Origin of the sequence: Kribbella sp. CA-247076 (assembly GCF_050942445.1) — a bacterium.
Lineage (GTDB): Bacteria > Actinomycetota > Actinomycetes > Propionibacteriales > Kribbellaceae > Kribbella.
Genome location: NZ_CP192051.1, coordinates 1,482,600 through 1,505,563 on the forward strand (window position 1 = coordinate 1,482,600; position 22,964 = coordinate 1,505,563).

A 22,964-nucleotide genomic window follows, 5' to 3' on the forward strand; every position below is an offset into this window, starting at 1 on the left:
GTCGTGGGTTGTCGGTGGGCCGTGTGAGGATGCGGTGCATGACCGGATTCGACATTCGTACGGCGAAGGCGGCGGACTACGAGGAGTTCCTGGCCCTGTTCGGCGGGGCCATGATGTTCGAGATGCAGGCGGACGACCTGGGCCGGCAGCTGTTCGAGCCGGAGCGGGCCCTGGTCGCGGTCGACAGCGGCGAGATCATCGGCACGACCAGGGCGCTGACCCGCGACCTGTCCGTGCCGGGCGCGGTGGTGCCGGCCGCGCACGTGACCGCGGTCGGCGTGCGCGCGACCCACCGGCGGCGCGGGGTGATGGCCGGCCTGATCAGCCGGCAGCTGCGGGACGTGCCCGAGGCGATCGCGGTGCTCTGGGCCAGCGAGCCCGGCATCTACGGCCGGTTCGGGTACGGCGCGGCCGCCTTCGACGTGTCGTACGAGGTCGACCTGCACCGGGTCGGCCCGCCGGACGTGCGCATGCGTCCCGGGGAGCTGAGCGAGTTGCCCGTCGACGGTGCCGCGAAGCAGCTGGCGCCGTTGCTGCGCAGCCTGCAGGAGCGCAGGCCGGGTGTCTCCGGCCGGTCGGACCTCTACTGGCAGAAGCACCTGGAGGATAAGCCGGACCACCGCGACGGGAAGACCGCGCGCCGGATCCTGGTGCACCGCGACGAGACCGGCTCCATCGACGGCTACGCGCTCTACCGCGGCAAGCTCAACTGGGAGTCCAGCGGCCCGGCCAACGAGGTCTCGCTGGAGGAGCTGGTCGCGCTCGAGCCGGCGGCGTACCGGGCGCTGTGGCAGCACGTGCTGACGATGGATCTGTCCGCCAAGCTCGGGTACGGGTACGCCGCGCTCGACGAGCCGGTGCAGCAGCTCGTCACCACGCCGACCGCGCTCGGCCGGCGGGTGAGCGAGTCGCTGTGGGTCCGGGTGACGGACGTCGCCCGCGCGCTGGCCGACCGGCGGTACGCCGTACCGGTCGACGTCGTCCTGGAGGTGACCGACGAGCTGATCCCGGCGAACGCGGGCCGCTACCGGCTGACCGCGGACGGCCCGACCGCACCGGCCCGCTGCGAACGCACCGAGGACCCCGCCGACCTCGGCCTGTCCGTCACCGAGCTCGGTGCGGTCTACCTCGGCGGCCGTCCGCTCGCCGAGTTCGCCGCCACCGGCCGGGTCACCGAGCACACCCCGGGCGCCCTGGCCACAGCCGGTGCGGCCTTCGGCTGGCCGATCCTCCCGGCCAGCATCGAGATCTTCTGAACGGCGTCCTCCGGGCCCGGGAGGTCAGATCGTCGCGATCGCGGTGACGCCGATGGCGATCCCGACGACATAGGTGCCCAAGGCACCTACGTCGCGGAGCGGGCCGTGGGCCGCCATCGTCGTCGACCGCAGCATGCCGACGGCGTGCGTCGTCCGGACGACCAGCGCGGCCACGGCCAGGACGCCGACGAGCCGGCTGTCGGTCACGGTGGAGCAGACCAGCAGCAGGACGATCAACGTCGGGATGTACTCGGCCGCGTTGCCGTGCGCGCGGATCGCTATCAGCAGCGGGTCGGCCGGATCGGTCGGCAGCTGGTTGCCGCCGCCGCGGATCGCTCGGTGGCGGGTTACGTTGGCGCCGAGCAGGAACAACAGGATGCCCATCAGCGCGATCGAGACGATCGTCACGGTACTCATGCCAGAACTCCTTCGCGGTCGTGGACGAGGTGGCTCACCATCGCGTGGCTGAGCCGGGTGCCGAGCAGGGCGTCGGTCTTGTGCATGCCGCCGGGACACGTCACGTTGACCTCGATCAGCCGGCCGCCGATGACGTCGGCACCGGCGATCACCAGACCGTGGCGGACCAGCAGCGGCTTCAGCGCGGCGGCGATCGCGAGGTCGGCGTCCTCGATCGCGGCCGGGGCGACCGGTGGCCCGATCCGGAAGTCGTCGGCGCACGGCCGGCGCAGCACCGCGCCGGCGATCTCGCCGTCGAGCAGGAAGAGCCGTTTGTTGCCGTGTTCAACGGCCGGCAGGTACTGCTGCGCGATCACCTGCCGCCGGCCGCCGTGCGTGGCCGACTCGAGCAGCGCGACCGCCGCGTGGTCGTCGTGGACGAGCCAGACGTCCAGCCCGGCGAACCCGTCGACCGGCTTGACCACCGCCGTCCCGACCCGCGCGACGAACTCACGCAGTCCGCTCACGGACGGGCCGACGTACGTCGGCGGGCACAGCTCGGGGAACCGGAGCGCGACCAGCTTCTCGTGCACCGCGCGGATCCCGTCCGGGCGGTTGACCACTCGAGTGCCCGCGAGGTCGAGCAGGTACGTCGTGTGCAGGTACCGGTCGTCGACGGGCGGGTCGATCCGCAGATGCACGACGTCGAAGTCGGCGACCTCGACCATGGCGAGGTCGAGCTCGTCCCACCAGGTCCGGTCGACCACCCAGCGGTGGTCGCCGCCGGGGTGCCGCGGCCGCAGCCGGATCTTGTGCGCGTGGGCGCGGAGCCGGCCGTCGACGACCGCGAGCTCCTCCGGCCGGCAGCACCAGACGTCGTGGCCGAGCTCCTGGCTCGCGTGCATCAGGCCGATCGTCGCGTCGATCTCGGCCAGCAGCCCGGCGAGGGGATCGGTGACGAACAGGATGGCGTTCATGCGACCAGCTCCAGTCCAGGGACCAGCTCGTGTCCGTACGCCGCGGTGGCCGGATCGCCGGCTGCGGCAGCACGCCAGTGGTCAGCCAAGTGGGCACGCTCCGGCTCGAGTGCGCGCAGGGCGGTCCGGCGGCGGTCGTCGTCGTACAGCAAACTCGTCAGTGCGCTGACGACGGGACCGAGCGCGGCCGGCTCCTGCGCGTCGAGGAAGCGGACTTCGAGGTACGTCGCCCTCGGCCGGACCGGCGGGAACAGAGTGGTGAGGTGGTCGGCCGGTCCACCGGTGGTGAAGACCGCGGCCCCGGCGGCGAACGCGGTGTACGCCGCGACCGGGTCGTCGCCGGACAGCAGGCGGTCGTCGAAGCCGGTCCGCGCCGGGTCGGTCTCCAGCCAGGTAGTGAGCCGACCCTCGCGGCCCGCGCTGCGGGCGAAGGCCGCCGCCAGGAACGGGCCCGCAAGGTTAAGGACCCGCCACTGCTCGGCGCCGGCGCGGCCGGGCCACCAGTCGAGGCACACCTGCGTGGACGCGGTCCGGCGCATCATCCGGCGACCGGCCGGGCCGATCGCGTCGAAGTGCCGGTGCATCGCGACGTACCGCGGGGTCGTCAGCTGCAGCGGGACCTCGTGCTCGGGCCGCGGGTCGACCGGGAGCGCGTAGATGCTGATGTGCGCCGCGGCCAGGTGACGCTGCAGGTCGTCGACGTACGTGCGGACCTGTGGGACCGGGTCGGGCGAGCACGGCAGGCTCAGCTCGAGCTGGCCGCCCGGCTCGAACCCGACGTACGGCGCGACCAGCGCGGAGGCGGCCGCAGCGCGCACCCGCTCGATCGGTACGACGGCGCCCGTCGTGCTGTCGGCGACCAGGAACTCCTGCTCGACGGCGACCCGGACGGTCCGGCGACGGCCCTGGGCGAACAGGCCGGCGACGAGTGGCCGGAGCTCCTTGGGGTTCATCGGTCCTCCTGATACTGTAAGGATGCCTGTCGAAATATTGGAAGGATTCCTTACGGATGTCAAGAGGCGAACTGCCCCGGCTCGACCGGAAGCCGTTCATCGCCCTGGTCGACCGGGCCAACCGGGCGTTGCAGGCGGACATGGTCCGGACCGAGCACCGCGACGGCCATCTCGAGCTGAAGCCGGCCCATAATGTCGTCTTCGCGACGCTCACCCGGGACGGTTCGCGCGCCGCCGACATGGCCGCGCGGGCCGGGATCACCCGGCAGTCGATGGGTGAGGTGATCCGGGAGCTGGTTGCGCTGGACATCCTGGAGATGCGTCCCGACCCCGAGGACGGGCGGGCCAAGCTGGTGACCTACACCGAGCACGGCATCGAGGTCGCGAGCGACGGCTACAACCACCTGAAGGACCTCGAGGAACGCTTCGCGGCCGAGTTCGGCGAGGAGGACTACAACACCGCCCGCGACGTCCTCGCCCGCATCGCCGATCTTGTCGACCGCTGGTTCGAGGAGCAAGCTGCGAGCTAGGGCGTGTCTGACAATCCATCGCCTACTGCGCGGCACTCGGCACGGCACCTCGCCGCACTGGAGCAAAGGCCACGATGAAAACCACATCGAGGCCTTCACTCCAGCACGCCGAGCCACCGCACCGAGCACCTCCTCGCTACGACGCTGAATTGTCAGACACGCCCTAGGGGTGCTGACGGGGGAGGTCCCGATGACAACAGGAGAGCTGACCAGGCAAACCCAGGAAACCACTGCTGGTCCGATCACACTGATCGCCCTGGGCGGTCTCTGCGGCCTCGCCTGGGCAGCCGGACTGCGCGGGTTCATGGCGCAGGTCGCCGGTGACGACTCCGCGGTCGCCTGGGTCGGCACCTTTGTCTGGATCCTGCTGCCTGGCGTGCTCGCCGGCGGGCTGCTGGGGTGGGCCGAGCATCTCCGCCGGACCGGTGGGCGGCCGCACTGGCGATGGCTGGTCCTGGCGCCGTTGCTGTTCATGGCAGTCCTGGCCCCCGATCCACTCGGCGTGCTGGAGAGTGGTCTCGGCGGCGGCGCGATCGGGGTGCCGCTCTACGGCATCCTCGGCGGCTACGCGATCGCCGGTCGCGGACGAAGGCTTCTCCGGGTGATCGCAGGCCTGCTGGCTGCGAGCGTCGTACCGGTGTGGGCGCTGACGGTCGGGTCGTTCGCCCCGCACCTCACGCTGGACACTCCGGCCGGGCTCTGGGTGGCCCTGTACTACTACTCGTTCATGGCGCTCGTCATGCTGGCCTGCGCTATTCCGCTTCGGCCGGTGGCGGGAGGGTCGGGTAGTCCAGGATCGGGTAGAGACCGACGGTGAAGCCGTAGGTGGTGTCGCCGGCGCGGGGCAGTTGGTCGAACTCGTGGATGATGCGGTCGACCTGCTGCCAGAACTCGGCGGCACGTTCCTCCGGGATGCGGGCGTGCCGGATGAACGAGCGCAGCTGGCCGGCGTCGTACGCAGCGGTCGACTCCTTCGCGGCGACCTCGAAGTCGTTGAAGTCCGGCGGCAGCGGTACGCCGTCCGCGCCCGAGCGACCGAGGCCGACGTAGAACATCCGGGCGGCCCGGCCGTAGAAGCGCTCCTCGATCGCCCGGACGCGCCGCGTCCGGACCACACGCAGGATGCCGGCGTCGGTGAGCACCTTCACGTGGTGGGCGACCGTACTCTTCGGACGCTTGACCGCGGTCGCCAGCTCGGTCACGGTCGCCGCCCGCTCGTGCAGGAGGCCGAGGATCGTCGTCCGGAGCGGGTCGCTGATCGCGCGCACCTGCTCGGCGGTGGTGAGCTCGATCGTCTCCTCGAGCTCGTAGTCCGGCACCGGAGTGTTGATCGACATGGTCGGATTAGACTAGCATCGCCGAACGTTCGAGATATTTGGATCATTGGAGCTGATCATGGCCGAGGTCGTGCTGTACCACCACTCGCAGGGACTCACCGACGGGGTGAAGTCCTTCGCCGACGAACTGCGGCAGGCCGGGCACACCGTCCACCTGCCCGACCTGTACGACGGGAACACCTTCGGCACCCTGGACGAGGGCATGGACTACGCGCGGACCACCGGCTTCGCGACCGTCACCGAGCGCGGCATCCGCGCCGCCCAGGAGTTGCCGGAAGCGATCGTGTACGCCGGCTTCTCGCTCGGCGTGATGGCGGCGCAGCAGTTGACCCAGACCCGTCCCGGCGCCCTGGGTGCGTTGTTCTACTACTCGTGCGCCCCGGTCGAGGAGTTCGGCACCTGGCCGGACGGCGTACCGGTGCAGATCCACGGCAAGGACGAGGACCCGTTCTTCGCCGAGGAAGGCGGTGACCTCGACGCCGCCCGCGCCCTGGTGGCCGCGGTCGACCAGGCGGAGCTGTTTCTCTACCCCGGCAAGGAGCACCTCTTCGCCGACTCGTCCCTCCCGGCCTACGACCCGGAGGCCGCCGCACTGCTGACCCAGCGCACGCTCACCTTCCTGAACAAGCTGTCCAGCTGACGCCGACTCCGCGAGTAAGCCGCCCCGGCCCCGGAACGAGAGGCCGGCCCGGTCGTGAGGGACCGGGCCGGGCGTCGGGCGGGGGACAGGGGATGCGGTGGGGAGGGTTTCAGAGGGCGTGGAGCTTGGCGAACGGGGCCAGGAAGCGGATGAGCTTGCCGCCGCCGAAGTCGACCACGACCGCTTGGGTGCTGTCGACCGAGACGACTCGGCCGAGGCCTTCCTTGTCGTGAGACACCCGCTGGCCGGCCTCGAAGACTTTGACCGGTTCCGGGTCGCGGGGTTTGAAGGGACTCGTGGACAGGTGACGACGCGTCGTCGCGCGGGAGGGTTCCATCAGGCTCTCAGTATTACGCCAGTTCCGCGCTGTCGGGAACTCGTGCTGTCAGGAAACCGGGCCGGCCACCGCTGACACGCGTTCGCTATCCGGATCGCGGCCCGATGGACCGCTTCGGTGACACGATCGACGAGGTGAACGAGTTCCGGATCGACGTGCCGCAGCAGGCGCTGGACGACCTGCGGGAACGTCTGGCCAGGGTCCGATGGCCGCGCGAGTTGCCCGGTGGCGGATGGGATCGCGGGGTGCCGGTCGGTTACCTCCGGCAGGTCGTGGAGCAGTGGAAGTCGTTCGACTGGCGGCGGTGGGAAGCGCGGCTCAACGAGTACCCGCAGTTCACCACGCGGATCGACGAGCAGACGGTGCACTTCCTGCACGTCCGGTCGCCGGAGGCCGACGCGTTGCCGCTGATCCTGACGCACGGCTGGCCGGGGTCCGTCGCCGAGTTCCTGCCGGTCCTCGGGCCGCTGACCGACCCGGCGTCGTACGGCGGTGATCCGCGCGACGCCTTCCACGTCGTCGCGCCCTCGGTGCCCGGCCACGGCTTCTCGGTGCCGTTGGAGTCGCCCTGGGATCACCGGCGGATCGCTGACGCGTGGGCCGAGCTGATGAGCCGGCTGGGCTACCAGCGGTACGGCGCACAGGGCGGCGACACCGGTTCGGTCGTGTCACCGCTGCTCGGTCACGTCGACGCCGAGCACGTGCTCGGCGTACACATCAATGGTGGTCTGGCGTTTCCGGACCTCGAGCCCGGTGACGTCGAGCAGCTGGGCGACGTCGAGCGCGAACGGTTGGCGGCCGCCGAGCGCCTGCGCGAGGTGGGGACCGGGTACGCCGAGCTCCAAGGCACGCGGCCGCAGACGGTGTCGTTCGGGTTGAGCGACTCGCCGGTCGGGCAGCTGGCCTGGATCCTGGAGAAGTTCTGGGAGTGGACCGATCCCGCGCGGACACTGCCCGAGGATGCGGTCGAGCTCGACCACCTGTTGCTCGACGCCTCGATCTACTGGTTCACCAACACCGGCGCCACCTCGGCCAACCTGTACTACGAGAACCGGGCGGCGGGCGACGATCCGGCCGGGCCGTCCGGCGTACCGACCGGGGTCGCGGTGTTCCCGACCGATCCGGCGATCCGGCGGGTGCTAGAACGCCGCCACCGCATCGTCCACTGGTCGGAGTTCACCCGCGGAGGCCACTTTGCCGCCCTCGAGGCGCCAGACCTGCTGGTCGGCGATATCCGGGCCTTCTTCCGGAAGCTTCGCTGACACCAGGAAGTTGAGCAGGGCCCCGTCACGCTGGACGGTGGCGTCCGGCCAGCGCCGGCGGATCATCCGGGCGATCCGGTCGTTCGCCGGGCTGACCACGAACAGGAACCGGCGGGCGCCGGCGGAGATCGCGTCCGCGGCCGCGATCGCCAGCATCCGTACGCCGAGGCCGCGGCGCTGCTCGGACTCGCTGACGACGGCGGCGAGCTCGGCGGTCGGCTCGTCGTACACGCCGTACGCCCAGGCCCACATCACGTGCCCGACGACCCGGTCGTCCCGGGTGGCGACCCAGGCCTGACCGGACGGGCAGAGCATGCGCAGCACCAGCCCGAGTCGCGGCGGGCGGCCGATGGCGGTCTGGAAGCGGAAGTAGAGGCTGAGATCGGTCAGCCCGGTGAGCATCGTGGTCAGGCCGTCCGCGTCGGGTTCACCGGCCGGGCGGACCTCGGGTACCTGAGTCTGATTCACGGATTCAGCGTTGCCTGGTTGGCTGAGTCTGTCAAGCGGACTTATCCTCGGAGCATGGACGAGCGCAGACCCGAGGCGATGCGGTGGTCGACGGAGAACTGCACGATCTCGCGGACGATGCAGATCCTGGGCGACAAGTGGACGTTCCACGTGCTCCGGGAGCTGTTCGTCGGCGTCCGCCGGTTCGAGGACATCCGGGCCCGGTCGGGGATCCCGCGGCAGGTGCTGACCGAGCGGCTCGCGGCGCTGATCGAGCGCGGCCTGCTGCGTCGCCATCCGTACCGGCTGCCGGGGCAGCGCGAGCGGTACGAGTACCGCCTGACCCAGGCCGGGCTCGACCTCTACCCGGTGCTGGTGGCGATGATCCAGTGGGGCGACGAGTACCTGCCGCTCGACGGCGGCCCGCCGATCGTCCCGCAGCATCGCGACTGCGGTGAGCAGATCACCGTCGTACTGCGCTGCGAGGCCGGCCACGAGCCCGACGCCCGCGAGGTCGCCATCCGCCCCGGCCCCGGCGCCCAACCCCGCCCCCTCGCCGGCTGACCGTCCCGCCCAACCCCGAGCCCCGCCGGTCGAGCGAGAGCGGGGGTCAGAGGAGGTCGATGGCGTTGCGGATGAGGCGTTCGGTGTCGCGGGGCTGGGCGGCCGAGATCGACAGCGTGTCCATGGTGACCGTGTAGCCGTCCACCTCGTCGCGCTTGTCGACGTACACCGCGCTGGTCAGGTGCTCGATGTAGACGATGTCCGGCAGGTCGGCGTCGTTGAATCGCAGCAGCGTGAACGCGCCACCGGTCGCGCAGTACCCGCCCTGGGAGAACGGGAGGATCTGCAGCGTGACGTTGTGCCGCTGCGACGCCACGATCAGGTGCTCCAGCTGCGCCTTGAGGATCTCCTTGTTGCCGATCGGCCGGCGCAGCACGGCCTCGTCGACGATCGCCCACAGCCGGGCCGGCCGCTGCCGGGTGAGCGCCTGCTGGCGCGACATCCGCAACGACACCAGCCGTTCCCGGTCCGCCGTCGGCATCGGCCGGTCCCGGCCGAGCTGGAACACCGCCCGGGCGTAGTCCGGCGTCTGCAGCAGCCCGGGGACGAACTGGAGCTCGAAGGTCCGGATCAGGTCGGCCGCCATCTCCAGGCCGAGGTAGGAGTGGAACCAGTTCGGCGTGACGTCGTCGTACCGCTGCCACCAGCCGGGGTTGTTCGCCTCCCGGGCCAGGTCGAGCAGCCGCTCGCGCTCGTCCTCGTCGTCCAGCTTGTACAGCGCGAGCAGGTCCTCGACGTCACGGACCTTGAAGCCGACCCGGCCGAGCTCGAGCCGGCTGATCTTCGACTCCGAGCCGCGGATCGCCCAGCCGGCGTCGGTGCGGGTGATGTTCGCTTCCTCGCGCAGCCGGCGGAGGTGGGCTCCGAGCATGATGCGCAGGGCGGTCGGCCCGCCGTACGCGCCCGGCTCGGTCACTCTCGTCTCCCCAGAAGTCGCGGTGCCGGTCGATCATTTCACAACAGGATCGCACCGGCGTGCTCACGGCCCGTGTCCACCGAGCCTCACCATCAGTAGAGTTCCACTCACAGTTTCCGACTCTTGCGAGGTTTCGCCGATGCCCGATGCCACCAAGGCACCCAGCTCGATTCCGGTGGGCGTGGACACGACCCGGGCCAGCATCGCCCGCGTGTACGACGCCGCGCTGAACGGCAAGGACAACTACGAGGTCGACCGGGAAGTGCTCCGCCAGGTCGCGACGGTGGCGCCGCAGGTGAACGATCTCGCCTGGTCGAACCGGAACTTCCTGATCCGGGCCTGCCGCTTCCTGGCCGGCCAGGTGGGCATCACGCAGTACCTCGACTGTGGCTCCGGCCTGCCGACCGCGGAGAACACGCACCAGGTCGTGCAGCGGCTGCAGCCCGAGGCCAAGGTGCTCTACATCGACAACGACCCGGTGGTGCTCGCCCACGGCCGCGCGCTGCTGGAGGAGAACGAGAACACCCGCTTCGTCAGCGCCGACATCTTCGACCCCGACGAGGTCCTCCCGCTGGTCAAGGAGCAGGACTTCCTCGACTTCGGCCAGCCGATCGCCGTGATCCAGAACGGCACGCTGCACCACTACATCGGCGACGACGGTCCCGCGATCATGCAGAAGTACGTCGACGCCGTGGTGCCGGGGTCGTACACGGTGATCGCGCACTTCTACGACCCGCAGACCCCGGAGCACTCGGCGATCGCGCGGAAGATGGAGGAGAAGTTCACCCACAGTCCGATGGGCAGCGGGGTGTTCCGCACCCGCGAGCAACTGCTGGAGCTGTTCCCCGACCAGGAGCTCGTCCCACCGGGGCTGGTGCTGTGCGACGACTGGTGGCCGGACGGGCCGCGGGTGAAGCCGCTCAACCAGGTCGAGGAGTGCATCGCCGCCGCCGTCGGCCGCAAGGTCTGACCGGCTTCACACGTGCTCGGAGACGAGGACGGCCGAGGTGCCGTCCTCCAGGGCCTGGAAGAGGTGGGCCTGGTCGCCGGGGTAGGCGATGTAGTCGCCGGGCGAGAGCTCGACGGGATCGTCGACCGGACCGATCAGCGCGCGGCCGGAGCTGAGGACGACGTGCTCCACGACTCCGGGCATGTGCGGCTCGGACTTCCGGCCGGCGCCGGGGGACGCGGTGATGCGGTAGATGTCGCGGCGTGCGTTCGGCGGGCAGGACGCGACCAGCGTGGCGCCGTACTCCGCCTGGTCGGAGTAGATCACCGGGCCCTCACCGGCGCGGATCACCTGGACCTTCGGGCGGGGTGGATCGAGCAGGGCGGCGAACGGGGTGTCCAGGGCGACGGCCAGCGCCCACAGCGTCTCCACGCTCGGGTTGCCGGTGCCGGACTCCAGCTGGGACAGCGTCGACTTCGCGACTCCGGCTCGCTTGGCCACCTCACTGAGCGAGAGGCCTGCGCGAGCGCGGTGCCGGCGTAGCGAGGCCGCGATCACGTCGAGCGGCGCCTTCGTGTCCATGGGTGTTCGCTCCATCGGTCGATCTGTTCGGCTTGACGAACGCACGGTCTGCTGTTCATCATAAAACCCATGCGTTCGATCTGGCGAACACTCGACCGTGGACTGGCCCGGGACATCGGGCTGGTCTGCCTCGCCGACGGCGTCGTCGGGCTCTCGTACGGCGCGATCAGCGTCGGCAACGGCCTGCCGTTGTGGGTCCCGGTGGTGCTGTCGATCGTGGTGTTCGCGGGGGCGTCGCAGTTCCTGTTCGTCGGGATCGTGGCGGCCGGCGGAAGCCCGATCGCGGCGATGATCGCCGGCGTGCTGGTGAACTCCCGGCACGTCGCGTTCGGGCTCGCGGTCAGCGACGTGATCGGTGGCGGCTGGCGACGGGTGCCGGGCAGCCACCTGATGACCGACGAGAACGTCGCGTTCGCGCTCGGCCAGGACGACGTACGGCAGCGTCGGGCGGCCTATTGGGCGGCCGGCATCGGGATCTTCGTCTGCTGGAACCTGGGCGTCCTGGTCGGCGGACTGGCCGGGACCGTCATCACGGACACCGACGTCTTCGGACTGGATGCGGCGTTCCCCGCGGTCCTGCTGGCGCTCGTGCTCCCCGCGCTACGCGACAAGTCGACGCGTACGGCGGCCCTGGTGGGCAGCGTGGTCGCGCTGGCGGCGACGCCGTTCCTGCCGGCCGGTCTGCCGGTGCTGCTCGCCCTGGTCGGCTTGCTGTTCTACCGCGCGGACAAGCCCGCGCTGGAGGTCTCCCGATGAGCGACACGCCGCTTCTGCTGGTCGCGATCGCGATCCTTGCCGTTGGCACCTTTTCGCTGCGGTTCGCCGGGCCGATGCTGCGCAGCCGGGTCGAGATCCCGGAGCGGGCCCAGCAGTTCCTGGGTGCGTCGGCCATCGTCCTGCTGGCGGCGCTGGTCGCGACCGCGGCGCTGATGGAGGGCGGCGGCCCGGCCGGGATCGCGCGTCCGGCCGGGGTGCTGGTCGGCGGGGTGCTGGCCTGGCGGAAGGCGCCGTTCGTGCTGGTGGTGGTTGCTGCCGCCGCGACCGCGGCCGGTCTGCGGCTGCTCGGCGTACCGTAGGCCGCTTCGGCGCTACCGTGCAGGCATGAGCGCTTATCCCGGGCAGCCGGCGCCGCAGAAGAGCAGGACGCTGACCTGGGTCGCGGTCGCGTGTTTCGTGATCGGCCTCGGACTGGCCGGGTTCTTCACCTACCGGATCGTCGGGACGGCGCCGCGGACGCCGCAGCCGATCGAGGACGGTGTGGTCCAACTCGACCGCGAGGGACTGACGGTCTACTCGTCCGTGCCCGTGCTCGCGCCGCCGTGCGAGGCGAAGGACTCCACCGGCGCCGACGTACCGCTCGAGGGGATCCGCGGCGCCGAGCAGATCACCGTCAACTCCGAGACCTGGTACGTCGTCGCCCGGTCGGTGGACCAGGTCCCGGCAGGCGACTACAGCATCTCGTGCACGGACGACGAGACCGGCGCGACGTACGCCGCCGGGCCGCGCTCGTCGGTCGCCGCCTTCGTCGTCTCGGTCTTCGGCCTGGTCGGCTCGCTGCTGGTGTTCGCCGGTCTCGGCGTCGTCCTCCTGGTCATCGGTGCGGTCCGGAACCGCCGCCGAACCCCACCTCGCCCCCAGGACCGGCCCCAGGACCGGCCCCAGGATCGCTAGGTCCGGACCGCGGCTCTGACCTTCGGCGTCAGCACGAACGCGCCCACGTACAGCAGCGCGGCCACGATCAGCAGGCCGTCGAACCCGATCAGCAGCGCGGCGTACTCGAGGCAGCCGCCGAGCATCGCGCCGAGCAGGTTCGCGCCGAACGAGGCGGTCGCGTCCGCGGTGTCGGTGAACCGCTTCGCGAAGATCACGTTCGCCGCGAAGATCGGCAGGAACGCGATCAGTACGGCGACCACCGCGCGCAGGCCGACCGGCATCGCGAGCAGCCAGTCGTCGGGGAAGATCCACGACAACGCCAGCCCGCCGAACAGGACGACGTACATCACCTTCAACGGTGGCGTCCTGAATCGTCTGGTCACTTCGACCGCGGCCAGTACGGCGACCAGGACGCCGGCGAACACGATCGCGTTCACCACCCACGTCGTACCGAACAGCAACGCGAAGCCGGTGATGCTCTTCGTCTCCAGCAGCATGAAGCCGGCGCCGAGCAGGAACAGGTCGGCGTACGGACGCATCCGCCGGTACGACGACCCGCCGCCGGCGATCCCGACCCCGATCAGGCCGGCGACCATGATCAGCCCGAGGGTGACCAGGTAGAGCGACGGGATCCGGTCGGTGAACAGGTACAGGAACGGCCGGTTGTCGGTCGCGGGCGGGGGCGTGACCGCGGTGGCGCCGGCCCATGCCTTGTCACCACAGGTCTGGTCGGCCTCGGTCAGCCCGACCGTGACGACGGCCTGCTGCAGGTCGTCGCCGACCTGGTCGACGCACGGCTTGTGCCCGAACGCGGTCTCCGCGGTGGACGCGAGCCGGTCGATCAGCCAGGTTTCGCGGTAGTAGTTGTACATCGCGAACGCGCCGCCGGGGGCCAGGTGCTCCTTCGCACTCTCGAAGGCCTCCTCGGTGAACAGGTAGCTCTCCAGCCGCAGCGAGCTCGCGCCGTTCACCAGCGTCAGCGAGTCCGGCAGGGCCAGCAGGATCAGGTCGTACTTCTTGTCGGTCCGGGACAGGAACGCCCGGCCGTCGTCGATGTGCGAGGTCACCCGCGGGTCCTGGTACGGACGGTCCGGGTGCAGTTCCTTGCCGAGGTCCCGGATCCGCGGGTCGATCTCGACCGCGTCGACGTGCTCCGCGCCCTTCTTCAGTGCGATCGCGACGTCCGACCCGGAGCCGGCGCCGATGATCAGCACGTTCTTGGGCGCCTTGCCGGCGTTCGCCCGCTCGTACGGCAGGCCGTACTGCGGCTCCCACTGCAGCCGCGAGTCCGCCGGGATCGCCTGCTGGTGCGGTACGCCGTTCACCGTGATCGTCAGCAGCGGGACGCCCTGCCACTCGTAGCTCTTGGTCTGCACCTTGTAGTACGGCGACCAGCTGTTCTGCGGCTGCCGCGACTCGTGGAACAGCACGCCGATCATCACCAGCAACGGGGACAGCACCAGGGCCGCGCTCACCCCGGTGGCGATCGCCGCCCGGCGGGACGGCGTACCGATCCGCGTCCGCGGGATCATCAGCGCGGCGAACATCACGGTCACGATCGCGCCCCACCAGATCGGTGGCGCGCCCAGGAACGACAGCGCGGTGAACGCGCCGATCCCGACCAGACTGCCGACCAGGTCGAAGCGGTACGCCGTCAGCCGGGGGAGCTCGGCGAAGCAGCGGCCGACCAGCTCGGCCGGGCCGGCCAGGATGACCGCGGCGGCGACGAAGATGATCGGCAGGATCACCCAGGTCGGCGGGCCGGTGGTGTTCAGGCTGGTGAAGTAGATGACGCTCTCGGAGGTGCCGCGGTTGACGGTCACCGGCTTCCAGGCGATCACCAGGACCAGCAGGCCGAGCATCAGCGGGGAGTAGTACGGCAGCCGTTTCGCCCGGCTGGACCGGAGGATCCCGATCCCGATGCCGAGGAACGAGCCGAGCAGCACGAAGTTCGAGAAGTAGCTCAGGTGGACCACGTTCGAGCCGGTCCAGCGGATCAGCGCGAGCTCGAGGAAGAGCATCAGCGCGCTGGACGCGACCAGCCGGGTCCGTACCCCGAAAGGGCTCGGCCATCGGACGTCGCTGACCTGGTCAGTGGAGGAGTCGACTGCCATGCGCCGCGACGTTACCGGAAGTTGAGTGTTACACGTCACCCGAACGCATTTCGCCGGCTGACCACTTGGGTTGCGGGTTACCCACCGTGGTGACGGGTGCACAACCCACCACCTCGGTGGTCAGCCAGCGAAATGGGGCGGCGACGGTGGGGTCAGGGGCGGCGGGGGGCGGGTTTGGGGAGTTGGCAGCCGGACTTGTTCAGGTCGAGGGTGCGGGTGGCGGTCAGGCAGGTGTAGATCCACCAGGTCTGCTGGCCGTAGGCGGCGCCCTGGTCGACGGTGATGTTGCCGGCGGCGTCGACCTCGCACGGGTTGTTGACGGTGCAGCGCTCACCGTCCTCGTTGCCGGTGTTGTTCACGCCGATGACCTCGCCGTTCGACGTGCTCACCACCGGGGATCCCGACGTACCGCCGATGGTCTCGCAGCCGGGCTGCTGGTACTTGATCGAGCTCTGCCAGGTCCAGCTGCCCTCACGCAGTTGGGGGATCGTCGCCTGCACCGAGCAGGTGTAGATGCGCTTCCAGTAGCCGGACACGACTGCCATCCCGGCGCCGTTCGCGGGGCCCTGCTTGGCGAGCGTCAGCGGTGTCACGTTCAGCCGTGAGCGGATCGACGCGTACGACTCGTTCACCTCGTACACGAGCATGTCGGTCTTGGTCATCGTGCCGAAGATGATCCGGCTGGCGCGGACGGTGCCGGCCCGGCTCGAGTCCGGACGCAGCAGCGTGATCGAACGGCTCGACGCGCGGTTCACCAGTACGACGCCCGGGTTCAGGAACCCGCCCTCGTAGCAGTGCCCGTTGGTGAGTACGAGGGCGCGGTCGGTGTCGACGGATTCGGCGTACCGGACCAGGGACGCGGAGCAGTTGCTCAGCGCGGCGATCCCGGTGAAGTCGGCCCCCGGCGCCCGGACGGCCTTCGGTACGGCGCTCTCGGCGGTGTCGACGGCCTGCGCCGACGTCGCGCCGATGAGGGTGGCGGCGGTGATGCCAACGGCCGCGGTGGCGGCCAGGAGGGTACGGAACAGTTTCATGGGCGGTTTCCTGTCCTCACTGATTGTGCTTGGAGCACTTCGTAACGCATCGATCGGCCGCCGACCATCACAACTGCGTGAAACCGGGTGTACCCAGGGTGTGCGCAGGGGTTTTCCTGCGCTGAGTGAGAGGACTGCTACTCTTCGTCTCCGGATCCGCCTCTGCTCGAACCATCCCACCGCCCGGCACGTCGTACCGAGTGGTGGAGGGACGACAAGGTACGGTCGGCAGCAGCCGCACCGTACGGAGAACGGAAGGACGTCATGCCGCAGGAGAAGCCTGACCTGCGCAGTCTCAGCGAGCCGGTGCGGTTCAAGCGGGCGTTGACGCTGGTGCTGATGACCCTGGTGCTCCCGGGGTCGGCGCAGATCGTGGCCGGCAGCAAGCGGGCCGGACGGTGGGCCTGGCGGGTGATCGCCGGGCTGATCGCGATCGTCGTCTTCCTGGTGCTGCTCTCGCTCGTCTGGCGGTCCGGCACGATCAACCTGATGGCGCGTCCGGGCACGCTGCGGATCGTCCAGATCCTGCTCATCCTGCTGGCGATCGGCTGGGCCGCGCTGTTCGTGGACGCCTACCGGCTCGGCCAGCCGCTGACGCTGGAGCGCAACCACCGGCTGACCACCAGCATCCTGGACGCCGTGCTGGTGTTCGCGGTCGTCGGTGCACTGGTCTACGGCAGCGTGATCGTGAACGCCCAGCGTGACTTCGTCGCGAGCGTCTTCGGCAGCGGGCAGAAGTCGAAGGCCGAGAAGGGCCGCTACAACGTCCTGCTGCTCGGCGGCGACTCCGGCGCGGACCGGATCGGCACCCGGCCGGACAGCATCACCCTGGCCAGCATCGACGCCGACACCGGCCGGACCGTGCTGATCGGCCTGCCGCGGAACATGGCCAAGGTCCCGTTCCCCGCCGGTACGGCGATGGCGAAGCAGTTCCCCAACGGCTTCCGGTGGGCGGACTGCGGGACGAACTGCCTGCTCAACGGCGTCTACATGTACGCCTCGGAGCACAAGAGCCTGTTCCCCGGCGACCCGAACCCGGGTGTCACCGCGACCCGGCAGGCGGTCGAGGCGATCACCGGGCTGAAGGTGAACTACTACGTGCTGATCGACCTGGCCGGGTTCCGGGACCTGCTGAACGCGGTCGGCGGGATCACCCTGGACGTCGGCAAGCGGGTCCCGATCGGCGGCGGTACCTCGCCGATCAAGGGCTACATCGAGGCAGGCAAGGACCAGCACCTGGACGGCTACCACGCGCTCTGGTTCGCCCGGTCCCGGGAGGGATCGACCGACTACGAGCGGATGACCCGGCAGAAGTGCGTGATGTCGGCCATGCTGAACCAGCTGTCCCCGCAGACCGTGCTGACCAAGTTCCAGGGCATCGCCGCGGCCAGCAAACAGGTCGTCCAAACCGACATCCCGGCCGGTGAGCTGGGCACCTTCACCGACCTCGCGCTGGACGCGAAGAAGCTCCCGGTGTCAAGCTTCTCCGCGGTCCCGCCGTTGATCCGCACCGGCGACCCCGACTTCGCGCTGATCAGGACCAAGGTCGCGGAGGCGGTCGGAAGGTCCGAAGCGCTGGACAAGGGCGGCTCAGGAGGAGACGGTAAGACTTCGAGCACTCCGCGTAGTTCCGCGAGCAAGTCCACCGGCAGCACCACCAAGAAGACCCCGAAACCCAGCAGCTCACCGTCCAAACCCACCAACGACGTCGACGACGTCGCTTCGATCTGTAAGGCCTGACCTGATATGCCGCTGTCCCACTGGCCGCCCGTGTCCGTCGTGATGCCCGTGCTGAACGAGGAACGTCATCTCGAGGAAGCGGTCGGCCGCGTCCTCGACCAGGACTACCCCGGCGAGCTCGAGGTCGTGCTCGCCATCGGCCCGAGCAAGGACCGGACCCAGGAGATCGCGGACAAGCTCGCCGACCGCGACCCGCGGATCACCATCGTGCCGAACCCGACCGGCAAGACGCCGGCCGCGCTGAACGTCGGCATCGCGCACGCCAAGCACGACATCCTGGTCCGGGTCGACGGCCACGGGGCCCTCACCGACGGCTACATCACCCGGGCGGTCGAAGTACTGGACGAGAGCGGTGCGGACAACGTCGGCGGCGTGATGGCGGCCGAGGGCCGGACGCCGACCGAGATGGCGGTCGCCTGCGCGTACCGCTCCCGGCTGGGGCTCGGCGCGTCGACGTTCCACCAGGGCGGCAAGGCCGGTCCGGCCGACACCGTGTACCTCGGGGTGTTCCGGCGGGCCGCGCTGGAGCGGGTCGGCGGGTTCGACGAGACCATGCACCGGGCCCAGGACTGGGAGCTGAACTACCGGATCCGCAAGACCGGCGGGCTGATCTGGTTCAGCCCGGACCTGTCGGTCACCTACCGGCCGCGGTCGTCGCTGTCGGCGGTGGCCAAGCAGTTCTTCCACACCGGCCAGTGGCGCCGCGAGGTGATCCGGCGGCACCCGGAGACCGCGAACAAGCGCTACCTGGCGCCGCCGGTCGCGGTGATCCTGCTGGCCGTCGGCACCATCCTCGGCATCATCGGCCTGATCACCGGGAACAGCTGGCTCGACCTGGGCTTCCTGGCCCCGCTCGGCTACGCGTTGCTGCTGCTCGCCGGGTCCGCGGTCGAGGGCCGCTACCTGCCGTGGAAGGCACTGTTCTGGATGCCCCTGGTCTGCGCGACCATGCACGTCTCCTGGGGCCTCGGCTTCCTCGTCGGCCTCCGCGAGCGGCCGTCAACCGCGGGCTGATCTGGTGTAGGCGGCGACGACCTCGGAGGCCGGGCCGTCGAGGCGGAGCACGCCCTTGTCCAGCCAGAGGGCGCGGTTGCAGGTGTCCAGGACGACGTCGAGGCTGTGGCTGACCAAGAAGACCGTGCCGGCCTGTTCGCGCAGCTCGCGGATCTTCCGTTCCGACCGCACCCGGAACTCGGCGTCCCCGGTCGCCAGCGCCTCGTCCACCAGCAGGATGTCGTGCGTCTTCGCCGACGCGATCGCGAACTTCAGCCGGGCCGCCATCCCGGACGAGTACGTCGACATCGGCAGGTCGATGAACTCGCCGATCCCGGAGAACTCGACGATCTCGTCGTACCGGCGGTCGATCTCGGCCGCCGGCATGCCCATCGCGAGGCAGCCGAGGACGACGTTCCGGTCGCCGGTCAGGTCGTTCATCATCGCCGCGTTCACGCCGAGCAGGGACGGCCGGCCGCCGGTGTAGATCGCACCGGACTCGGGTGGCAGCAGGCCGGCGATCGCCCGCAACAGGGTCGACTTCCCCGAACCGTTGCGGCCGATCACGCCGATCGCGTCGCCCTTGTAGGCGGTGAAGCTGACGTCCTTGACCGCGTGCACCTCGCGGATAGTCGGCCGGTCCTGCCGTTTCAGGATCCGGCGGAACGCGGTCGCCGCCGTACCCTTGCCGCCCTGGCCGGCGATCACCTTGTAGACGACGTCGACGTGGTCGGCGATGACCGTCGGTTCAGCCCCGGAATCAGCCGCGGCCATAGCGGTCCTCCGCCTGCCAGAAGTAGACGAAGCCGCCGGCGAGGGCGACGACCGACCAGCCGGCCGCGATCGCCCACGCGTACGGCAGTTGGTGGGCGTCGTGCTCGTCGAGCAGCGCGCGCCGGACGATGTCGATGTACGCCGAGATCGGGTTGAACGCGAGTACCTGGATCACCCAGTCCGGCGCGTCCGCCTGGGTCAGCTTGGCCGGCAGCGAGAAGAAGATGCCGGAGACGTACAGCCAGGTCCGGGTGACGAACGGCAGCAGTTGGGTGACGTCGGCGACGAACGTGCCGATCCGGGCGAAGATCAGCGTCATCCCGACGTTGAACATGCTCTGCAGAAGCAGAGCCGGGGCGACCAGCAGCCAGCTCCAGGAGAGTCCGTCGGTCACGCCGACGATCACGAACAGCAGGCACAGCGAGACGAGCATCTGGTTCAGCTCGTTCAGGACGTAGGCCAGCGGGAGGGTCGCGCGCGGGAAGTGCAGGGTGCGGATCAGCGACAGGTTGAGGGCCAGCGAGCGGGAGCCCTCGGTCATGCAGCGCTGGGTGTAGGTGAAGACGAAGATGCCGCTGAGCAGGAAGCCGACGTAGTTGTCGATCCCGTCCTTGGTGCCCAGCAGGACACCGAAGGCGAGGTAGTAGACGGCGGCGTTGAGCAGCGGCGTCAGCACCTGCCACAGCGAGCCGAGGCGGGCGCCGGCGTACATCGCGTAGGTCCGGGCAGCGGCGTAGCTGACGACGAACTTGCGCCGGCTCCAGAGCTCGCGCAGGTAGTCGCCGAGCGGTGGGCGCAGCGAGCTCTTGGTCAGCCCGTAGCGTTCGGCCAGCGCCGCCGGATCGGTGGGGTCGGCGGCGGTCGGCATGCGGGTCAATGTACTGCGCTCTGTGACGCCGGAGTGACTCAGGTCAGGCGCTGACGCAGGCGGTCGAGGTCCTCGGTGGTGAGGCCGCCATGGCGCAGGTAGGCCTCCGCGCCGCCGTACTTGTCGTCGAGGTGACGCAGGATCGCGACCATCGACTCCGCCCGGGTGTCCCGGAACTCGATCAGCTCCGGGTGCTTCGACTCGTCCGGCTCGTCGGCGAGCTGCTCCGCCAGCCAGCCCGCGAGCCGTTCCTGGGTGAGGAAGTAGTCGGCCACGATGTCGTCCTCGGGTACGCCGGCCACGCTCAACGCCAGCGCGACGACCATGCCGGTGCGGTCCTTGCCGCCGTGACAGTGCACGACCACCGCGCCGTCGGCGTCCGCGATCGCCTTGACCGCCGCCGCGAACAGCTCTGGCCGGTGGTCGAGCATCCAGGTGCACGCCGCGACGATGGTCGCCTGGCCGTGCTCGGGATCGCCCGGGTCCTGCAACGACTGCCGGACCCCCAACGGGTCGTCGGTGAATGGTGTCGGCCACTGCGACACCTCGGCGTCGCCGCGCAGGTCCAGGATCCGCGTGACGCCGGAACGCCGTACCGCCTCGACGCCTTCGGACGACAGGAAATGCAGACTGTCCGCCCGGATCAGCACGCCCTCGCGGACGCGGCCGCCGTCGCCGGTGGGCAGGCCACCCACGTCGCGCACGTTCCGGCAGCCCGGCCAGTCGAGATCCATGCCGTCCATCCAATCAGACGTCGAGGACCCTGCCTTCGGGCGTGACCGGCGACTGGGTACGGGCGTAGGCGTGGTCGGTGAACTCGGCGATCGTGACGGCGAGCCGGGCCGGCGTGAGGGCGGCGTCCTCGAGGACCGTGAAGCGGCCGGGACGGGTCCGCGGGGCGAAGGCGACGATCTCGGCGAACTCGTCCAACGTGAAGCCGAGCTGGAGTGGTGTCACCGGCAGGCCGTGGCGGTGGAGGCAGTCGACGGTGGCGTGGAACCGGTCCACGTCTCCACGCAGGAACCAGGCGAACGCGGCGCCCAGCCCGACCTGTTCGCCGTGGAAACCGCGCCGCTCCGGGTACAGCAGGTCGATCGCGTGCGAGATCTCGTGACACGCGCCCGACGCCGGCCGCGACGTACCGGCGACGACCATCGCCATCCCGGACAGCACGAGCCCTTCGGCGAGTGTGGTCAGGAAGGCGTCGTCGGCCACCGTGCCGGGATGGTCGATCACCGCCTGGGCGGCGGTCCGCGACAGCGAGACCGCGAGGCCGTCGATCGCCTCGCCGCGCAGGGCGTGCGCGGCCTCCCAGTCGGCGGTCGCGGACAGGTTCGAGACGATGTCGCCGATGCCGCCGCGGACCGAGCCGGCCGGTGCCTGGCTGATCAGGTCGAGGTCGACCAGGACCGCGATCGGGGCCGGCACGCTGTACGATCCGCGGCCGGCGTCGTTGTCGAGCGTGCTGATCGGCGAGGCGATGCCGTCGTGCGCGAGATTGGTGGCGACCGCGACCATCGGCAGCCCGATCCGGGCGGCGGCGAACTTGGTCACGTCCAGCACGGTGCCGCCGCCGATCCCGACGATCGCGTCGTACCGCTGCCGGCGGATCTGCTCGACCAGCCTGATCGCGGCGTTGATCGTGCACCCGTCCACGGTGAACCAGTCGGCCCCGGCCAGCCCGTGCCGGAACGTCTCCCGGATCACCGGCCCGTTCGTCGTACCGACCGCGATCGCCACCCGCCCCGACGGCGAGATCCGCTCGTCCGCCAGCATCCGCCCCAACTCACCCAACGCCCCACGCCGCACCTGAACGACAAGCGGCGCAGGAATCATGCGAGCTAGGAGGGGCATACGATCTCCCGGGCCCGGGCCAGGTCGGCGTGGTTGTCGATCTCTACCCAGTCGACGGTGCCGATCGGGGTGACGTCGATCCGGAAGCCGTTGTCCACGAGGAACTGGTACCCATCCTCGTAGTACAGGTGCGGATCGCGTTCCCAGGTGGCGCGCAGCGCGTCGGTCAGGTCGGCGGCGGCCGCGGGCTCGATCAGGGTGACTCCGATGTATTCGCCGGTCGCCGCGGACGGGTCCATCAGCTTGGTGATCCGCTCGACGCCGGCGTCGGCCGACCAGATCACCTTCATCTCCTCGTCCGCCAAGTCTTTCTCGGTGTCCAGCGCGAGCACGATCCGCCGCCCGTCCCCACGCGCGTCGAGCAGCGCGCGCTGGACCGAGGCCGGGTGCACGGTGTCGCCGTTCGCGAGCAGCACCCCGTGGGAGAGCAGGTCGCGCGCACACCACAGCGAGTACGCGTTGTTCCACGTCTCGGCCTTGTCGTTGTGGACCAGCTCGAGCCGGACGCCGTACTGCGCCTCGAAGTCCCGCACCCGGCTCCGGACGGCGTCCGCGGCGTACCCGACGACGATGGCGACGTCGGTGATGCCGACCTCGGCGTAGTTGGCCAGGGTGAGGTCGAGGACGGTCGGGCCGGTGTCGGAGCCGTGGTCGATCGGGACGAGTGCCTTCGGCAACCTGTCCGTGTACGGGCGCAGGCGCCGGCCGGCCCCGGCGGCGAGCACAAGTCCGATCATTGCCTGATGGTACGGGTTCGGCCCGTTCCCGCGCCCTCGATCGCGGTGTGG

General features: G+C 70.1%; 26 protein-coding genes and 1 pseudogene. 12 read left to right on the forward strand and 15 right to left on the reverse strand.

Features of this window, described 5'->3' with window-relative positions; genetic code table 11:
* Positions 1-38 precede the first annotated feature (38 nt).
* Complete coding sequence (locus ACQPYZ_RS07040; RefSeq protein WP_433166441.1) at positions 39-1,256, forward strand: GNAT family N-acetyltransferase; 1,218 nt, start codon at positions 39-41, stop codon at positions 1,254-1,256.
* A 24-nt stretch (positions 1,257-1,280) separates the two neighbouring features.
* Here ACQPYZ_RS07040 and ACQPYZ_RS07045 read toward each other — a convergent pair whose 3' ends face one another.
* Genes ACQPYZ_RS07045 through ACQPYZ_RS07055 form a run of 3 tightly spaced genes read right to left on the reverse strand, consistent with a single transcriptional unit; the run spans position 1,281 to position 3,582 of the window.
* A complete protein-coding gene (locus tag ACQPYZ_RS07045) occupies positions 1,281-1,673 on the reverse strand; it encodes an MAPEG family protein (protein ID WP_433166443.1) in 393 nt (130 codons plus the stop codon).
* Entirely contained in the window at positions 1,670-2,629 is a 960-nt protein-coding gene (locus tag ACQPYZ_RS07050) for a hypothetical protein (protein ID WP_433166444.1), read from the reverse strand. The genes ACQPYZ_RS07045 and ACQPYZ_RS07050 overlap by 4 nt, the downstream gene beginning before the upstream one ends.
* Positions 2,626-3,582: a glutamate-cysteine ligase family protein gene (locus tag ACQPYZ_RS07055; RefSeq protein ID WP_433166446.1), complete on the reverse strand. Its 957-nt coding sequence runs from the start codon at positions 3,580-3,582 to the stop codon at positions 2,626-2,628. The genes ACQPYZ_RS07050 and ACQPYZ_RS07055 overlap by 4 nt, the downstream gene beginning before the upstream one ends.
* 56 nt (positions 3,583-3,638) lie before the next feature.
* Here ACQPYZ_RS07055 and ACQPYZ_RS07060 point away from each other — a divergent pair, with 56 nt between their 5' ends.
* Positions 3,639-4,112: a MarR family winged helix-turn-helix transcriptional regulator gene (locus ACQPYZ_RS07060; RefSeq protein WP_433166447.1), complete on the forward strand. Its 474-nt coding sequence runs from the start codon at positions 3,639-3,641 to the stop codon at positions 4,110-4,112.
* A 190-nt stretch (positions 4,113-4,302) separates the two neighbouring features.
* A complete protein-coding gene (locus tag ACQPYZ_RS07065; protein ID WP_433166449.1) occupies positions 4,303-4,929 on the forward strand; it encodes a hypothetical protein in 627 nt (208 codons plus the stop codon).
* On the opposite strand, the gene ACQPYZ_RS07070 is transcribed toward ACQPYZ_RS07065, so the two are convergent.
* Entirely contained in the window at positions 4,865-5,449 is a 585-nt protein-coding gene (locus ACQPYZ_RS07070; RefSeq protein ID WP_433166451.1) for an ArsR/SmtB family transcription factor, read from the reverse strand. The two genes, ACQPYZ_RS07065 and ACQPYZ_RS07070, sit on opposite strands and share 65 nt — an antisense overlap.
* A 58-nt stretch (positions 5,450-5,507) precedes the next feature.
* On the opposite strand from ACQPYZ_RS07070, the gene ACQPYZ_RS07075 reads away from it, so the two are divergent.
* Complete coding sequence (locus ACQPYZ_RS07075; protein WP_433166453.1) at positions 5,508-6,089, forward strand: dienelactone hydrolase family protein; 582 nt, start codon at positions 5,508-5,510, stop codon at positions 6,087-6,089.
* A gap of 109 nt (positions 6,090-6,198) precedes the next feature.
* Here ACQPYZ_RS07075 and ACQPYZ_RS07080 read toward each other — a convergent pair whose 3' ends face one another.
* Positions 6,199-6,426, reverse strand: coding sequence for a hypothetical protein (locus ACQPYZ_RS07080; protein WP_433166454.1), 228 nt, complete (start codon positions 6,424-6,426; stop codon positions 6,199-6,201).
* Positions 6,427-6,530: 104 nt separating this feature from the next.
* On the opposite strand from ACQPYZ_RS07080, the gene ACQPYZ_RS07085 reads away from it, so the two are divergent.
* Complete coding sequence (locus tag ACQPYZ_RS07085; protein WP_433166456.1) at positions 6,531-7,688, forward strand: epoxide hydrolase family protein; 1,158 nt, start codon at positions 6,531-6,533, stop codon at positions 7,686-7,688.
* A gap of 120 nt (positions 7,689-7,808) precedes the next feature.
* Here ACQPYZ_RS07085 and ACQPYZ_RS07090 read toward each other — a convergent pair.
* Positions 7,809-8,090 (reverse strand): annotated as a pseudogene (locus tag ACQPYZ_RS07090) (GNAT family N-acetyltransferase); the annotation flags it as partial.
* Positions 8,091-8,210: 120 nt separating this feature from the next.
* Between ACQPYZ_RS07090 and ACQPYZ_RS07095 the strand changes: the two are divergent.
* Positions 8,211-8,699 (forward strand): winged helix-turn-helix transcriptional regulator, encoded by a 489-nt coding sequence (locus ACQPYZ_RS07095; protein WP_433166458.1) that lies wholly within the window; start codon positions 8,211-8,213, stop codon positions 8,697-8,699.
* Between the two features lie 46 nt (positions 8,700-8,745).
* On the opposite strand, the gene ACQPYZ_RS07100 is transcribed toward ACQPYZ_RS07095, so the two are convergent.
* Complete coding sequence (locus ACQPYZ_RS07100) at positions 8,746-9,615, reverse strand: helix-turn-helix domain-containing protein (RefSeq protein ID WP_433166460.1); 870 nt, start codon at positions 9,613-9,615, stop codon at positions 8,746-8,748.
* A gap of 139 nt (positions 9,616-9,754) precedes the next feature.
* Between ACQPYZ_RS07100 and ACQPYZ_RS07105 the strand changes: the two genes are divergently transcribed.
* Positions 9,755-10,585, forward strand: a complete 831-nt coding sequence (locus tag ACQPYZ_RS07105) for an SAM-dependent methyltransferase (protein WP_433166461.1) — start codon at positions 9,755-9,757, stop codon at positions 10,583-10,585.
* A 6-nt stretch (positions 10,586-10,591) separates the two neighbouring features.
* Here ACQPYZ_RS07105 and ACQPYZ_RS07110 read toward each other — a convergent pair whose 3' ends face one another.
* The gene (locus ACQPYZ_RS07110; protein ID WP_433166462.1) at positions 10,592-11,161 is read right to left on the reverse strand and encodes a helix-turn-helix domain-containing protein; all 570 of its coding nucleotides are present in this window, start codon (positions 11,159-11,161) and stop codon (positions 10,592-10,594) included.
* Between the two features lie 54 nt (positions 11,162-11,215).
* On the opposite strand from ACQPYZ_RS07110, the gene ACQPYZ_RS07115 reads away from it, so the two are divergent.
* Genes ACQPYZ_RS07115 through ACQPYZ_RS07125 form a run of 3 tightly spaced genes read left to right on the forward strand, consistent with a single transcriptional unit; the run spans position 11,216 to position 12,817 of the window.
* A complete protein-coding gene (locus ACQPYZ_RS07115) occupies positions 11,216-11,902 on the forward strand; it encodes an AzlC family ABC transporter permease (RefSeq protein WP_433166464.1) in 687 nt (228 codons plus the stop codon).
* Complete coding sequence (locus tag ACQPYZ_RS07120; protein WP_433166466.1) at positions 11,899-12,222, forward strand: AzlD domain-containing protein; 324 nt, start codon at positions 11,899-11,901, stop codon at positions 12,220-12,222. The genes ACQPYZ_RS07115 and ACQPYZ_RS07120 overlap by 4 nt, the downstream gene beginning before the upstream one ends.
* 25 nt (positions 12,223-12,247) lie before the next feature.
* The gene (locus ACQPYZ_RS07125; RefSeq protein WP_433166468.1) at positions 12,248-12,817 is read left to right on the forward strand and encodes a hypothetical protein; all 570 of its coding nucleotides are present in this window, start codon (positions 12,248-12,250) and stop codon (positions 12,815-12,817) included.
* On the opposite strand, the gene ACQPYZ_RS07130 is transcribed toward ACQPYZ_RS07125, so the two are convergent.
* Both ACQPYZ_RS07130 and ACQPYZ_RS07135 read right to left on the reverse strand, forming a co-directional pair.
* On the reverse strand, positions 12,814-14,913 hold the full coding sequence (locus ACQPYZ_RS07130; RefSeq protein ID WP_433166470.1) for a spermidine synthase: 2,100 nt from the start codon (positions 14,911-14,913) through the stop codon (positions 12,814-12,816). The genes ACQPYZ_RS07125 and ACQPYZ_RS07130 overlap by 4 nt on opposite strands.
* A 152-nt stretch (positions 14,914-15,065) precedes the next feature.
* Entirely contained in the window at positions 15,066-15,947 is an 882-nt protein-coding gene (locus ACQPYZ_RS07135) for a S1 family peptidase (protein WP_433166471.1), read from the reverse strand.
* A 264-nt stretch (positions 15,948-16,211) separates the two neighbouring features.
* Between ACQPYZ_RS07135 and ACQPYZ_RS07140 the strand changes: the two genes are divergently transcribed.
* A complete protein-coding gene (locus ACQPYZ_RS07140; protein WP_433166473.1) occupies positions 16,212-17,687 on the forward strand; it encodes an LCP family protein in 1,476 nt (491 codons plus the stop codon).
* Between the two features lie 6 nt (positions 17,688-17,693).
* Positions 17,694-18,701, forward strand: coding sequence for a glycosyltransferase family 2 protein (locus tag ACQPYZ_RS07145; RefSeq protein ID WP_433166474.1), 1,008 nt, complete (start codon positions 17,694-17,696; stop codon positions 18,699-18,701).
* Here ACQPYZ_RS07145 and ACQPYZ_RS07150 read toward each other — a convergent pair.
* Genes ACQPYZ_RS07150 through ACQPYZ_RS07170 form a run of 5 tightly spaced genes read right to left on the reverse strand, consistent with a single transcriptional unit; the run spans position 18,687 to position 22,913 of the window.
* Complete coding sequence (locus ACQPYZ_RS07150; protein WP_433166476.1) at positions 18,687-19,454, reverse strand: ABC transporter ATP-binding protein; 768 nt, start codon at positions 19,452-19,454, stop codon at positions 18,687-18,689. The genes ACQPYZ_RS07145 and ACQPYZ_RS07150 overlap by 15 nt on opposite strands.
* Positions 19,441-20,322: an ABC transporter permease gene (locus ACQPYZ_RS07155; RefSeq protein ID WP_433166478.1), complete on the reverse strand. Its 882-nt coding sequence runs from the start codon at positions 20,320-20,322 to the stop codon at positions 19,441-19,443. Before ACQPYZ_RS07155 ends, ACQPYZ_RS07150 begins: the two co-directional genes overlap by 14 nt.
* Before the next feature lie 38 nt (positions 20,323-20,360).
* The gene (locus ACQPYZ_RS07160) at positions 20,361-21,056 is read right to left on the reverse strand and encodes a tyrosine-protein phosphatase (protein ID WP_433166479.1); all 696 of its coding nucleotides are present in this window, start codon (positions 21,054-21,056) and stop codon (positions 20,361-20,363) included.
* 13 nt (positions 21,057-21,069) lie between these two features.
* Entirely contained in the window at positions 21,070-22,158 is a 1,089-nt protein-coding gene (locus ACQPYZ_RS07165; RefSeq protein ID WP_433166481.1) for an iron-containing alcohol dehydrogenase family protein, read from the reverse strand.
* Positions 22,159-22,163: 5 nt separating this feature from the next.
* Positions 22,164-22,913 (reverse strand): sugar phosphate nucleotidyltransferase, encoded by a 750-nt coding sequence (locus ACQPYZ_RS07170; RefSeq protein WP_433166482.1) that lies wholly within the window; start codon positions 22,911-22,913, stop codon positions 22,164-22,166.
* Positions 22,914-22,964 lie beyond the last annotated feature (51 nt).

Bases quoted from the DNA above. Each gene is read 5' to 3' on its own strand.
- ACQPYZ_RS07060 (WP_433166447.1), top strand. From the start codon at position 3,639: ATGTCAAGAGGCGAACTGCCCCGGCTCGACCGGAAGCCGTTCATCGCC.
- ACQPYZ_RS07045 (WP_433166443.1), bottom strand. From the start codon at position 1,673: ATGAGTACCGTGACGATCGTCTCGATCGCGCTGATGGGCATCCTGTTG.
- ACQPYZ_RS07065 (WP_433166449.1), top strand. From the start codon at position 4,303: ATGACAACAGGAGAGCTGACCAGGCAAACCCAGGAAACCACTGCTGGT.
- ACQPYZ_RS07135 (WP_433166471.1), bottom strand. From the start codon at position 15,947: ATGAAACTGTTCCGTACCCTCCTGGCCGCCACCGCGGCCGTTGGCATC.
- ACQPYZ_RS07110 (WP_433166462.1), bottom strand. From the start codon at position 11,161: ATGGAGCGAACACCCATGGACACGAAGGCGCCGCTCGACGTGATCGCG.
- ACQPYZ_RS07070 (WP_433166451.1), bottom strand. From the start codon at position 5,449: ATGTCGATCAACACTCCGGTGCCGGACTACGAGCTCGAGGAGACGATC.
- ACQPYZ_RS07105 (WP_433166461.1), top strand. From the start codon at position 9,755: ATGCCCGATGCCACCAAGGCACCCAGCTCGATTCCGGTGGGCGTGGAC.
- ACQPYZ_RS07170 (WP_433166482.1), bottom strand. From the start codon at position 22,913: ATGATCGGACTTGTGCTCGCCGCCGGGGCCGGCCGGCGCCTGCGCCCG.
- ACQPYZ_RS07050 (WP_433166444.1), bottom strand. From the start codon at position 2,629: ATGAACGCCATCCTGTTCGTCACCGATCCCCTCGCCGGGCTGCTGGCC.
- ACQPYZ_RS07055 (WP_433166446.1), bottom strand. From the start codon at position 3,582: ATGAACCCCAAGGAGCTCCGGCCACTCGTCGCCGGCCTGTTCGCCCAG.
- ACQPYZ_RS07150 (WP_433166476.1), bottom strand. From the start codon at position 19,454: ATGGCCGCGGCTGATTCCGGGGCTGAACCGACGGTCATCGCCGACCAC.
- ACQPYZ_RS07155 (WP_433166478.1), bottom strand. From the start codon at position 20,322: ATGCCGACCGCCGCCGACCCCACCGATCCGGCGGCGCTGGCCGAACGC.
- ACQPYZ_RS07140 (WP_433166473.1), top strand. From the start codon at position 16,212: ATGCCGCAGGAGAAGCCTGACCTGCGCAGTCTCAGCGAGCCGGTGCGG.
- ACQPYZ_RS07125 (WP_433166468.1), top strand. From the start codon at position 12,248: ATGAGCGCTTATCCCGGGCAGCCGGCGCCGCAGAAGAGCAGGACGCTG.
- ACQPYZ_RS07160 (WP_433166479.1), bottom strand. From the start codon at position 21,056: ATGGATCTCGACTGGCCGGGCTGCCGGAACGTGCGCGACGTGGGTGGC.
- ACQPYZ_RS07080 (WP_433166454.1), bottom strand. From the start codon at position 6,426: ATGGAACCCTCCCGCGCGACGACGCGTCGTCACCTGTCCACGAGTCCC.
- ACQPYZ_RS07120 (WP_433166466.1), top strand. From the start codon at position 11,899: ATGAGCGACACGCCGCTTCTGCTGGTCGCGATCGCGATCCTTGCCGTT.
- ACQPYZ_RS07075 (WP_433166453.1), top strand. From the start codon at position 5,508: ATGGCCGAGGTCGTGCTGTACCACCACTCGCAGGGACTCACCGACGGG.
- ACQPYZ_RS07165 (WP_433166481.1), bottom strand. From the start codon at position 22,158: ATGATTCCTGCGCCGCTTGTCGTTCAGGTGCGGCGTGGGGCGTTGGGT.
- ACQPYZ_RS07130 (WP_433166470.1), bottom strand. From the start codon at position 14,913: ATGGCAGTCGACTCCTCCACTGACCAGGTCAGCGACGTCCGATGGCCG.
- ACQPYZ_RS07095 (WP_433166458.1), top strand. From the start codon at position 8,211: ATGGACGAGCGCAGACCCGAGGCGATGCGGTGGTCGACGGAGAACTGC.
- ACQPYZ_RS07115 (WP_433166464.1), top strand. From the start codon at position 11,216: ATGCGTTCGATCTGGCGAACACTCGACCGTGGACTGGCCCGGGACATC.
- ACQPYZ_RS07085 (WP_433166456.1), top strand. From the start codon at position 6,531: ATGGACCGCTTCGGTGACACGATCGACGAGGTGAACGAGTTCCGGATC.
- ACQPYZ_RS07040 (WP_433166441.1), top strand. From the start codon at position 39: ATGACCGGATTCGACATTCGTACGGCGAAGGCGGCGGACTACGAGGAG.
- ACQPYZ_RS07145 (WP_433166474.1), top strand. From the start codon at position 17,694: ATGCCGCTGTCCCACTGGCCGCCCGTGTCCGTCGTGATGCCCGTGCTG.